This window comes from Sutcliffiella horikoshii (assembly GCF_008180725.1).
GTDB lineage: Bacteria > Bacillota > Bacilli > Bacillales > Bacillaceae_I > Sutcliffiella_A > Sutcliffiella_A horikoshii_B.
Genome location: NZ_VTEV01000001.1, coordinates 158543 through 170782 on the forward strand (window position 1 = coordinate 158543; position 12240 = coordinate 170782).

The 12240-nt window shown below is 38.2% G+C and carries 13 protein-coding genes, 1 pseudogene and 1 riboswitch; of the genes and pseudogenes, 1 reads left to right on the plus strand and 13 read right to left on the minus strand.

The features are described 5' to 3' along the window. Window positions 1-19 precede the first annotated feature (19 nt). From cobT to FZC76_RS00860, 6 genes are all read right to left on the minus strand, one after another. Window positions 20-1060: a nicotinate-nucleotide--dimethylbenzimidazole phosphoribosyltransferase gene (gene cobT, locus FZC76_RS00835; protein ID WP_148986379.1), complete on the minus strand. Its 1041-nt coding sequence runs from the start codon at window positions 1058-1060 to the stop codon at window positions 20-22. Then, window positions 1044-2585, minus strand: a complete 1542-nt coding sequence (locus FZC76_RS00840; protein WP_148986380.1) for a cobyric acid synthase — start codon at window positions 2583-2585, stop codon at window positions 1044-1046. The genes cobT and FZC76_RS00840 overlap by 17 nt, the downstream gene beginning before the upstream one ends. Then, window positions 2578-3960: a cobyrinate a,c-diamide synthase gene (locus FZC76_RS00845; RefSeq protein ID WP_148986381.1), complete on the minus strand. Its 1383-nt coding sequence runs from the start codon at window positions 3958-3960 to the stop codon at window positions 2578-2580. The genes FZC76_RS00840 and FZC76_RS00845 overlap by 8 nt, the downstream gene beginning before the upstream one ends. 19 nt (window positions 3961-3979) lie before the next feature. Further along, window positions 3980-4528, minus strand: a complete 549-nt coding sequence (locus FZC76_RS00850; RefSeq protein WP_148986382.1) for a cob(I)yrinic acid a,c-diamide adenosyltransferase — start codon at window positions 4526-4528, stop codon at window positions 3980-3982. A gap of 180 nt (window positions 4529-4708) precedes the next feature. Further along, window positions 4709-4896, minus strand: a riboswitch (cobalamin riboswitch). A gap of 204 nt (window positions 4897-5100) precedes the next feature. Beyond that, complete coding sequence (gene fosM, locus FZC76_RS00855) at window positions 5101-5523, minus strand: FosM family fosfomycin resistance protein (protein ID WP_148986383.1); 423 nt, start codon at window positions 5521-5523, stop codon at window positions 5101-5103. Window positions 5524-5532: 9 nt separating this feature from the next. Further along, complete coding sequence (locus tag FZC76_RS00860) at window positions 5533-5832, minus strand: RNA polymerase alpha subunit C-terminal domain-containing protein (protein ID WP_148986384.1); 300 nt, start codon at window positions 5830-5832, stop codon at window positions 5533-5535. A gap of 170 nt (window positions 5833-6002) precedes the next feature. Here FZC76_RS00860 and FZC76_RS00865 point away from each other — a divergent pair, with 170 nt between their 5' ends. Then, on the plus strand, window positions 6003-6284 hold the full coding sequence (locus FZC76_RS00865; RefSeq protein WP_148986385.1) for a hypothetical protein: 282 nt from the start codon (window positions 6003-6005) through the stop codon (window positions 6282-6284). Window positions 6285-6433: 149 nt separating this feature from the next. Here FZC76_RS00865 and FZC76_RS00870 read toward each other — a convergent pair whose 3' ends face one another. The 7 genes and pseudogenes from FZC76_RS00870 to FZC76_RS00900 form a co-directional block, all read right to left on the minus strand. Continuing rightward, on the minus strand, window positions 6434-6991 hold the full coding sequence (locus FZC76_RS00870; RefSeq protein WP_148986386.1) for an isochorismatase family protein: 558 nt from the start codon (window positions 6989-6991) through the stop codon (window positions 6434-6436). A gap of 266 nt (window positions 6992-7257) precedes the next feature. Beyond that, window positions 7258-7335: pseudogene (locus tag FZC76_RS00875) on the minus strand (VOC family protein); the annotation flags it as partial. 34 nt (window positions 7336-7369) lie between these two features. Next, window positions 7370-7807, minus strand: a complete 438-nt coding sequence (locus tag FZC76_RS00880; protein ID WP_148986387.1) for an NUDIX hydrolase — start codon at window positions 7805-7807, stop codon at window positions 7370-7372. Window positions 7808-7897: 90 nt separating this feature from the next. Further along, window positions 7898-9694, minus strand: a complete 1797-nt coding sequence (locus tag FZC76_RS00885) for a M3 family oligoendopeptidase (protein ID WP_187441917.1) — start codon at window positions 9692-9694, stop codon at window positions 7898-7900. A gap of 266 nt (window positions 9695-9960) precedes the next feature. Then, complete coding sequence (locus FZC76_RS00890; RefSeq protein WP_148986389.1) at window positions 9961-10749, minus strand: class I SAM-dependent methyltransferase; 789 nt, start codon at window positions 10747-10749, stop codon at window positions 9961-9963. Between the two features lie 212 nt (window positions 10750-10961). After that, entirely contained in the window at window positions 10962-11432 is a 471-nt protein-coding gene (locus tag FZC76_RS00895) for an NUDIX hydrolase (protein WP_148986390.1), read from the minus strand. Window positions 11433-11580: 148 nt separating this feature from the next. After that, window positions 11581-12063: an NUDIX hydrolase gene (locus tag FZC76_RS00900; RefSeq protein ID WP_262372334.1), complete on the minus strand. Its 483-nt coding sequence runs from the start codon at window positions 12061-12063 to the stop codon at window positions 11581-11583. Window positions 12064-12240: the final 177 nt, after the last annotated feature.

The following is a 12240-nucleotide window of genomic DNA, read 5'->3' on the forward strand; positions in this document are numbered from 1 at the left end:
TTTTTCTCCTCTACTTTTTCTAAATTTTTTCTGCAATTCCTGCTGTTTCAAATGTCGCCATCTCTTTTACAATGTTTGTTGCTGCTATTAGGATTGGAAAGGCGAGAGCTGCTCCTGTCCCTTCCCCAAGGCGGAGACCCAGATTTAGGATTGGCGTTTTTTCTAGCATTTTGATCGCATGCTGATGGCCAGCCTCCATGGATCGATGACCGATGAGAAGGTATCCCCTGACTTCAGGGTATAGCCTCTGGGCAACTAGGGATGCCACGGTGCTGATGAACCCATCCACAAGTAACGGGATTTTCAGCTCCGCTGCTTTCAATATGGCACCAACCATTCCGGCAATCTCAAGGCCACCGACCTTCATTAGTACATCGATAGGATCATTCTGGTCAGGGTTTCGTTCCTGAAGGGACTGACGGATAACTTGCTGTTTCCATTTCAATTGGTCAGGATTTATCCCCGTTCCAGTCCCAATGACATTTTTTACATCCAACCCACTTAAGGCCGACAGGATAGCACTGCTGCTCGTCGTATTGCCAATTCCCATTTCCCCAATGATCAGACATTTCGCTCCTTTCTCAATGACACTTGCTGCCATGTCACTTCCCACTTCAATCGCCTGCCATGCCTCCTCTCTGCTCATGGCGTTCTCCTTCAGGAAGTTAGCTGTTCCATGACGGATTTTCTTCATATGAAGTCCTATCCGCTCCACATCTGCAGCCACCCCTATGTCGACAATTTCAACTTTTGCACCGATCTGCTTTCCCAATACATTTATGGCCGCTCCCCCATCAAGGAAATTGTGAACCATCTGTACAGTCACTTCCTGAGGATATGCAGACACTCCCTCGCACGCTACTCCATGATCAGCAGCAAAAACAATAATTCCTGGTGGGGTTACCTCAGGAAAATCCTCCCCTGTAATCTGCGCAAGCTGTATCGCGATTTCCTCCACACCCCCTAAACTACCTTGGGGTTTAGTTAAAGAGTTTAAATGCTCCTCCATCTTTTCACCTTGTATCGAGTTAATAGGCGTTATGTTATACTTTTTCTCCATGTGCTTCCCCTACCTCCTTATTGTTTAACCTTTGAAATTCAACCATCTTCTCCTTAATCCTATCCATAGAAAGATGACTGCTCACAACATCTGCCAATCTATCAAACGACTCTTCTCTTTTTCTATCAAAAGAGGACCTGTTTATTATGGGAGAGAGGCCTTTCTTAAGTCTTAACGTGTTTACAAGTTCCTCTCTAAAACTGTCATTATGGAAGATTCCGTGAAAGTATGTACCAATGATATTTCCAATTTGCACTCCATCTGTTCGATCTCGTAACACGACAAACGGCATGACATCTTTTCGATCAGAAACGGTGGTTACTCCCATATGAATTTCATAACCTTTCATCAAAAATTGTTTGCCGTTAAACGCAAGCATTCCCTCTGAAAGAACTGTCTTCTTCTCCTTTGCCATATGCGTTTTCATAGGGATGAGATCAAGGCCGGGCCCCACCTTTAAGGAAGATTCCACCTCATATTCATCCACGACTACCTCACCGAGCATTTGATATCCACCACAAATCCCAATCAAATTTGTTCCTAGTTCTACCAAAGTCTGTATCCTGTTCGCAAGTCCACTTTCATGCAAAAATCGCAAATCACTTAACGTATTTTTGCTGCCAGGGAGGATGACCAAGTCCGGTTTTCCGAGTTCTTCCGCCTTCTGCACATATCTCACATGACAATCCTCCTCGGAAAAGAGTGGATCCATATCAGTGAAGTTCGAGATATAAGGGAAGCGGATTACTGCAATATCCAATTCTTTCGTACCGTCTTTTTCTTTGGAATAGCTATCAAGGACGACAGAGTCCTCCGCTTCAATATGTAAGCCAGAAACATAAGGAATCACACCTAATACCGGTAGCCCGGTATATGCTTCAAACCATTTCAGCCCAGGCTCAAGCAGGGAAACATCTCCCCTGAATTTATTAATGACAACACCAATGACTCTTTTGCGGTCCTCCTCTTCTAAGAGCTGCAAGGTTCCGACAAGGCTTGCAAATACGCCGCCCTTCTCTATATCTCCCACAAGAATGACAGGTGCATTGGTCAACCTGGCAATCCGCATGTTCACAAGCTCACGATCATTGAGGTTCACCTCGGCAGGACTTCCTGCCCCTTCTATCACGATGCATTCAAATTCCTTTTTAAGGCGACGATAGCTCTCTGTTATTATCTGTAGACCTAACTCGTAGAAATCTTGACGGTAAACACCAGCTTTCATATTGCGATAAGGACTTCCATGAACGACGATTTGCGAGTGATCGTCTCCGGTAGGCTTAATCAAGATGGGATTCATGTCGGTCGTCGCTACCACACCCGCTGCTTCCGCCTGAACGCCTTGAGCCCTGCCAATTTCCTTGCCATCCCTGGTAATATAGGAATTTAGCGCCATGTTTTGCGATTTAAACGGTGCAGTTTTATACCCCTCTCTTGCAAATATCCTGCACAATGCTGTTACCACAGCGCTTTTTCCTGCATCAGAATGCGTACCTTGGATCATCAGTGGCGTCCCATTAAACATGCAGTTTTACCTCCAGACAATGTTGGATCCAGTTTTCCACAACCATAGGGTTGGAGCCAAAATGAATATGTGTGTAACCAGCAACAAGATTCTTGGAGATATACCCGTCTGTCCCATTTCCTCTCATTCCTTTTGTTTCAAAGGCGGCCGGCAGCTCTGTTTGGTGATGAAAGGTGGAATAGTGGAACTCATGGCCTCTTGCCACCTCTCCCTCTTTCAAAAGAAAATTCCCGTTTATCCCTTTGACCTCCCTGTATCCAAGGGCCGCGAGCCTGGTTTGCATGCGCACATTACCAGGAATGACCCCAACCATGGGATAAGCGTCTCCACCTGTGGTCACAAGTTCCTTGCATAAATACATATAGCCTCCACATTCTGCGAAGGTAGGGATTCCCCTTTTCACTACTGCCTGATAGACGCTATCCATGCTTTTTGTATTGGAAGAGAGTTTTGGTGCAAATTCCTCGGGGAAGCCTCCACCAAGATACAACCCGTCCACATCATAAGGGATCTCCTCATTTTCCAAGGGAGAGAAAAAGATTAATTCCGCCCCACTGTTCTGCAGAAGTTCCAAATTCTCTTCATAATAAAAATGGAAAGCAGAATCATAGGCGACGGCTATACGAACCTTTTTATTGGGGTATGTGGTAAAAATGGAAGACATACTCTCGGTTGGAAGCTCGGAAGCTTCATCCGCCAGCTCATATAAACGATCAACATCCACCGTTTTTTCAACACGCTCACCCAATGCATGAAAAAAGCCTGCTAGCTCCCCTCGTTCAATGGATGGAACAAGTCCTAAATGTCGCTCTGGCATCTCGAATTCGGACTCCCTTGTCAGATAGCCAATAACTGGAATCTTACATTCCATTTCAACCGCTGCTTTAATTAAATGAAAATGTCCTTCGCTTCCCACTTTATTCGCAATCACACCTACTATATTTACTTGTCCTGATAGTGACTGATACCCCTTGACCATTGCAGCCGCACTTCTAGCCACACCGGAGCAATCCACCACCAGTACAACAGGACTGCCGGTGAGCATGCTTATTTGTGCACTGCTTCCCTCATCGGAGAGCGGATCTTTGCCATCATAGAATCCCATCACCCCTTCTATGATGGAAATATCTGCCCCCTCACTTCCCCGGACCAACACTTCTCTCACAAAATCAGGTGAAAGCATCCAGCTATCCAGATTCCGCGATTTCCTACCCGTTACGGCCGTATGGTATGAGGTGTCGATGTAATCCGGACCACACTTGAATCCTTGAACACTTAAACCCTTATTCCTCAACGCCGCCATTAAACCGATGGTGATGGTTGTTTTCCCTATCCCACTGCTTGTACCTGCTATCAGAATTCTTCTTTTCCCCATTTTTCTGATTACCTCCTTCTTAAAATTCCACCCCTTTGACTGCAGGAATTCCCTTGTCGTAATAATGCTTCTCCGCATGGACGACTGAGACAAGATCGGCAGCCTCCTGTACTTCTTCTGGTGCATCTCTACCTGTTATGACTAGATGAACGTGCTCAGGCTTGTTCATAATAAGTTCCAGAACTTCTTTTAATGGCAGAACATCATCTACCGGAAACCCTTGAATGCTCAGAGCATTATTTAACTCGTCCAAAACAACTATGTCATAATCACCACTCATGACGGCATTCTTTGCTTTAGGCCAACCTTTACGAAGTGCTTCTCGATGCTCTTCAGGTGTCTTTGTCCAAGTGAAACCAATTCCGAGCTGCTCCATCTCCACCCCTAGTTTACTCAGAGAAATCTGTTCACCATATGTGCGCTCAGGTGATTTGATGAACTGATAGACCTTCACCTTCATCCCCCTGCCTACCGCACGTACCGCCAAACCAATTGCCGAAGTCGTTTTGCCTTTTCCATCTCCGGTGTATACCAGTGTCAAGCCTTTTTGTTTCGTTTTCCCACTCATACAACATGCCTCCCTGTTTTTTTCCATGAAAAAAACGCCTTTCTGCTATTTGCAAAAAGACGTTTAAAGGTCCACCCAAACCAGATGATTTTTAAAACTCTTCCACAAAAGAATAGCTTTAAAACCTTAAAATCCGGAAAAAATAAATGAATGTCACTTTAAGCATTCTTTCCTCGCAGAATCCTTAAAAACAAATAGGCAGGTCTCCTGACTTGCGTTTCAAGCACATCACCGACCCTTCCCATGCTATTGCACAGTGGATAATCTCGGTAATATTCAACGCTTACAGTGGCGGGGTCCGTGCTGGATTTTCACCAGCTTCCCTTTTAACCTTTCTTCACAAAGGCACCTAAATGTTGGTATGTATCAAATAATTATGCAATTTTTAAATTGTTTTTAAAATAAACTAAATTAAGCATATAGTAATAACGACTTTTATTGTAGCCTATTTTCTTTAGAATGTCTTTAGTGAATATTGCTGATTTTGAAAAAATTTAATCAACCTTAACCATAATTAGTATTTAACGCTGAGGTAAACCTAGTAAAACCCTTAGCTGTACAAGAAAAGACAACTAATTGTAAAACTGCATATAACTTTTATTTTGTCTATAAAAATCCAATCTATCTTGCAATGTCCCTGTATGAAATTCAAACTTATGACCATCTGGATCTCTGAAGTAAATAGATTTTTTATCTTTTTCGTTTCTAGGACGCCCCGGAAGAATGTTTACATTTAAAACCCTTAGCTTCTCATACATTTTATTAAAATCTTGTTCATTTATTGAAAAAGCTATATGCGTATACGAATGGAATATTTCATTTCGAGGAATATCTTTTTCTTCGTTAAGGGCAAGCCACATACCATTTAATTCAAAATAAGCAGTACTTTGCCCTTTGACTAGTAGCTTGGCATTAAAAACATCTTGATAAAACTCAATTGAATTTTCTAAATTAGATACGGAAAATAGGAAATGATTTAATCCTTCAATGTCCACTACTTCACCTCATTCCTGGCAGTTTCTAAATGAAAAGCCCTCTTCCTTTAATGCAGCCCTTAATTTAGGTATAGAAGCTGGTCCCATTCCGTGTAATTGCAAAATCTCTTTCTCCGTATATTTAGATAGTTGCTCTAAAGATAAAATGTCATTGTTTTCTAAAGCCCGTCTTGCTGGTGCTCCAAGTAGTGAAAGAAAGCCACTATCTGTTTTACGTCGTTTTTCACAAATCGGACAGATTGGACAATCACTACTTTTATAATATTGGTGCCCTTTTTCGCAAGTTCGCAAAGATTTTGAAGATGTCATTAGTGCACGGCTCCTTATCTCAGGAATAATTATTACAATCCATATTTTATCAAATGTGTGAATTACACTCCTTAGGGAGCAAGGAGATTTTTTCCAAAGAGAGTAAAAATTCTTGGATAGCAAATATTAATATTGATTTCACTTTCAAACAACAAGGAGGTTTCATAAAAATGAAGAAATCAATGCTTTTACTTGCGTCTGTTCTTTTCTCATTAAGTGTACTTACTGCATGTAATATGGGGAACAACGAGCCTGATAATGGACCTGAGGATGTAAACTACCGCCCTGTCCGCTATGACCGTGATCTTGATCGTGACATGAACAGGGGTCTTGATATCGACACAGACCCTAGAGATGTGAGAGAACCTGGTGAGCGTGATACTCCGTTTAACATGGATGAAGAAGAGCCAGATTTGGACGAAGAGCCGTCCGAAGAGCGACGCGGAAGATAATTTCATAAAAAGCCCCACCAAAAGGGGCTTTTACAAGCAAACCTCCCCATTGAAAATAACCACTATTTTTGCATATTGAGAAATGAAAATTGAGCGCTAATTTTTGTTCCATGATTGGGCACGTTAACGGAAGAGCCAATTGATAATTCTTATCTGTAATCATTATGCCTAGGTTGAAATAATTCTTCTTGTGCACTTATAACATCAGAAAAATGGTCGACATTATAATGGCCATCAAGGATTTGGTTATGATGCATGATAATTTGTTCGGCATTTAAAATTGAGGAATCATTGGTTGAATGACCGTCCTGAACTAAAGTAACATCAAAATTATTGACTGTAGCAGCTCTTACAGCTGTGTCTATACAATGTTCTGTTTTACACCCCATAATAACTAGATGTTTGACCTTATTTTCTTTTAAATAATTTAGTAATGGAGTTCCATAAAACGAATTGGTTGCTTTTTTATCAAATATTTTTGACTCCGTAGGTACTTTAATATCTTGATGTATGTGGAATCCTTTACCTTCTCCTCCTGCTACATCTTTATCTCTCATAAAAACCACTAAAGAATTGGATTCTATCGCCTTTTTTATAACCAAATTAATATTTTGTACTAGCTTTTCCTTTTCGAAGAGACTTTTTTCATTGTCATTACCATCAATTAATTCTTGTTGGGCATCTATAACTAACAAAGCTTGTTTCAAATTTATACCTCCTTACGTCTATTATTTAATTCATCTTTCCTATTTGTGAATAATATGAAACTCTTTCCTCTAACCTTATTTCGTTAAATAACATATATACTCCTTTTTTTACATTACTAAATTCCTTTCCAATATTAATGAAGAATTTGGCCTTAAAAATGAGAATGAGCGCTGATCCTTGTTTGGATTGCGCTCTATTATTGTATATCATTTTTTAGCCGTAAATATAGCACCGTTTAGACTAATAGTCAATGAATTACAATTAGTTATTTCTCCCTAAGTTCGACCAGTCGACCTTCAGGATCTTCAATCCAAATGAATTTTCCAAATTCACTAATCTCTTTTATCATTCCATGGCACAAACGCACAATAAAAATATTAAGACTTTTGAACAATTGACTTTCTAAGTAAGTATGGTACTGAAGCTTTACTTTTTATTAATCCCTTTATATCGGTTATATGTATGTAATCTTCTGCTTTCTCCGGATCCATCCAAGTAATTTCTTCAATTTCTTCTGGCAATGATATATTAATTTCTCCACCAGTGATTTTCCCTCTAAAAGTAAAGAAAATAGCATGATGTCCCCTTTCTTCAAAGAATGCTTCACTTACAGAGAATACACCGTATATCTCTACATCTAAACCCGTTTCTTCTTTGACTTCACGGATTGCAGCTTCTTCAAGTGTTTCTCCTGGCTCAACTGCCCCTCCAGGAAGTGTATAATAAGAAGAGTTTTCCCCTTTATTTTTTACCATTAATACATTCTCGCCCTGCTCATCAAAGAGAAGTACGTATGTTACATCTACCCGTTTCATAAATTAATTTCCCCCTTTAAGAATAGACTTTTTAATACTCAACACAACTGGCGCAGGATTACTGAAGATTATTCAATAAATCCCGTTAACTTATGAGGAAGTTAAGGTAATAAATTCTTCGACATCTTTAACACATAATTCAATACCTTTTTCCCAGAATGTTTCAGATGTAATATCTTCCCCTAAATGTTTCATTGCTAAATCCTCTGGGGACATTCTTCCGGAATCTTGAAGCAAATCTATATAATATTTTTCAAAAGCTTTACCCTTGTCCTTTGCCTTTGCATAAATACATAGAGAAAATATGTATCCAAAAGTATAAGGGTAATTGTAAAATGGAGATTTGGTAATATAATAGTGTGGTGTCCAAACCCACGAACGGATAGATGCATTATCAAAAGAACCATCATATCCTTCATCAATTGCTTCTTGCATTAGTTCATTTAAACGTGATGATGAAACAATTCCCGATTTACGTTCCTCATAAAATCTCTTTTCAAATAGGAACCTAGAATGAATATTCATGAAATTCATGACACTACGCTTTAATTTTTCATCTAGTAGAAACAACTTTTCTTCGGTGGATTCTGCTTTTGCCAATGCAGCATCTAAGATGATCATTTCAGCAAATGTTGAAGCAGTTTCAGCAATACACATCGGATATTGTCTATTTATACCTTCAATTGGTTTCATTGCATGGTTATGAAAAGCGTGACCTAGTTCATGTGCCAAGGTTAAAACATTGGTAATTCTATTACCATAGGTCATAAAAACTCTCGATTCTCCTGACATCGGGAAACTTGCACAAAACGCAGCAACGGACTTATTTGGTCGGTTTTCTGCCTCTATCCATCCTTTATTGAATGCCTGTCGAGAGAAACTTTCTAATTCAGTTCCAAACTGGCTAAATTGTTCTAGAATAAAATGCACGGCATCTTCATAATTGATTTTTGAGTTACTCTTTCTTAGAGGAGCCCAAAAATTATATGATTTCATTTTTGTATCGCCATTCATTTTTGCTTTTTGATACAAGTATTTAGTAAAAGGTTGTTTGTTTTTACTCACTGCCGTCCACATTGCATTCAGTGTTCCCTCTTGTAACCGGTTTACCATCAAAGGCTCTTCTAGGATATTTTCCAATCTTCGTTTTTGGTACAACTGTAATCGAAATCCCGCAATATGGTTTAGCATTTTGGCAAATTGTTCTTCATTGTCTTTCCAAATCTTTTCTAAAGCATAATGAGATTCTTTACGAACCGCTTCATCTGGATGTGAACGTAAATTTATAGCTTGACCAACAGATAATTCTTTTCTTTCTCCGTCCATTTGAACACTTACTTTTAGACTACCAATTACTGAATGATAGAATTGACCCCATGCATGATAACCATCAACCATAAGATCTGATATTAAACTTTCTTCATCATCTGTTAGATGCAATGCAGCTTTTTTACGCCATTCGGTAAGTATAAACTTATAGCTACTTAAGACCTTAGTATCTAGCATATCCTCCCACAGTGGATGTTCAGTTTTAACTAGTATTTTTTGTAATTTTTTCAAAGCGGCCTCAAAACGAGCGTTTATAGAAGTGGTTTTTCCTCGTAGCATTGGGGCATTTTGATCCTTTGTATTTTGAGCAAGAAGACAGGTAATATAGGAGTTTGATTGTGACAGATTAGTTCTTATTTCTCCTATGGAATCAATTAGTTCCGCAACCTTAAATGATTCATTAACTTCTTTAGGAGTATTTAAATGACTCAATTTATTTTCCAAATCGTAAACCTTGGTTTCTATGTAATTTATATATTCATCAAACTGAAATGAAGTCCTTTTATCTGAAAAAAGATTATCTAAATTCCATACTTGGCTATACTCAGTTACTCTCACTTGATCACCCCCTAAGTGATTCAAAACGAATCGAACGTACATTCCCGTTTTATTATATCGTGGAAAAATATATATTACTACTTGAATCTTAATCTGAAACTAGAATGTAAATAAGCGCTATTCCTTTGTTCTAGGATAGCGCCGTTAACTGAATTTCCAACCTTTATTTAAGATAGATAAGTCATTTATAAAACAACCTAGTACCGAAATCAAAAAAAACACAAACGAAAACATTCAAGAAAAGTCTCTTATTACAAAAGACTTTCTTATTTCGATTCAAACAATCCGGTTGATTTCGTGATTCTTATTGCTCCATTATTTGCTTCTTTTACTGAGTTTAAATATCGAAGAAATTCGGTTAATTCCTCGTCTTGGAGAATGTTATTTAATTCGGCATTGGTTGAAACTAAATAATTTGCTATAGCATTTACATCTGTTATTTCGAGATCTCCAAGAAAATTTTTGTAGGATACAGTATTAAAATACGGGCTTAGTTGTTCTTCTCCATTTTCAATACCGAATTCACCAGCATGGTCTTCAGCCAATGAATAGTGGATTGTTGAATCAAATGTATTTAGAAGCTGCCCAAATTCTCTCATGTGGTTCTGCCCTATGGTAGAACAATAAAAAACTCCATCTTTTTTCAACACCCTGCGAACTTCTTTTAAAGCATTCTTTCTATTTTGGACATGATATAACATATGGTTAGCAATGACAACGTCAAAATGATTATTCTCAAATGGAATCTCTTCTATATTTAATTGAAGATATGTAATGTTTGGAATGTCTCTTAGCTTATTTTTAGCCGATTCAATCATCCCCAAAGAGAAATCAGATAGAGTTATGTTCCAACCGCGAGGGATCCTGTCGCTATTCTTATACCAGAAGGTTCCGTCTCCGCAACCAATTTCAAGTATATTACTGTTTGGAGAAATATCATACTGATCAAACAGCCAGATATACCAATCCTCTTTATTTGTACTGTATAAATGGTGTATGTCAATTCGAGTATTTAGATTTGATGAATTTTTATATTGTTCTTCTATATTTTTCATTTTTCTTTCCGCCTTCTCTATATATTAATAGATTTTTCTAAAAAGTATTCTAGTCGATACTCAATCTTAGTAACTCTATTTTGCCTTAAGGTACATTTCTTCACAATCTCAAAAAATATTTGAAGGAATTTATTCCATCTTATTTGAAGAATTGATTCAAATCAATTTAATAGGAATGCATCCGTTAGTTGAATTAAAAAGTATATTTAATTTTATCTAAAGACTCCTTTTCTTTTGGATAACCAATCCTCCAAGGCATCTTCATGCGACTTGGTGAATAATGGTGGTATTTGATTCAAAGGGAAGAACTTTAAATCTAAAGTTTCATTCCCATCTGATGTGAGTTCCCCGCTAATTGGTTTGCACTGAAAACTATAAACGATAGATTGAGCTTTATTCCCGTTTGGATACTCGCCTAAGTATTTTGAGTAGACACCAATAAGATGTTCGACCTCAACCGTTAGTCCCGTTTCCTCAAAAATTTCTCTTTTCGCTGTTTCTTCTATAGATTCTCCAAGTTCCATCGCACCGCCAGGGAAACCCCACTCATTTCTATCTCCTCGTTTTTGTAAAAGAATTTCATTTCTTTCGTTGTAAACAATACCTCCAGCAAAATTAAGAAATATTAAATCATGTCCAACTTTTTCACGAATATAGCTTATGTAGTCTTTTTTTGTACCCATTTTATTTCTCCTTTAAATAGTTAGAAGTTTTTTACGAATATTAACACCGATCTTATTAACAGGAATGCTGCCCTTTAACGGAGCAAAACCATTTACGGAGATTAACCGGTAATTCTTAGCCATTGCCCCATTAATTAAAAACTCAAAATCAAAAGATAGAGTGAGATATAGTCTTCTTTAAGTCATTTAAGATTGCTTGATTATTAGGTGTCATTTTCGGTAAAGAATTCAGTTCAAAAAACTGCAATCTCTTAGTTTCTTTTTGATCTGCTATAGGTGTACCTTCAAATTTTTCACATATGTAAATAATGTTTACAAAATAGACTTCATCACCATTAGGATAAATATAATGTTGTGATTCTCCAGAATAAATATTAAAAAATTCTAGCTTCTTTACTCGTAAACCTGTCTCTTCAAATACTTCTCTTTTTACAGCATCCTCTACAGATTCTCCTATTTCTACTGCTCCTCCTGGATGAGACCAACTATGGTTGTCCGTTCTATGCTGCAATAGAACACGGTTCTGTCCATCTAAGATTAGACAGCCTGCCACGGTTACAACGAGGGGCATAGTTCCAACTTTTTCACGTACTTTCATAATATAGTCAAGCATTTTCTTACTCCTATTCATGTAGTCTCCTGTTCAACAAAAGCTTCCAGTAAGTTGAAGAAGCAATCTAAATTTCCTCTTTCAATAATTCTGTTAACCCATTTGGGTAAAGCACCTTTCCTCCAGAAAAAATTTCTTCTTTCGGAATCCATTTTGCACGAGTAATTTTATTCCCTTCAGATACTGTAAAATATTCTT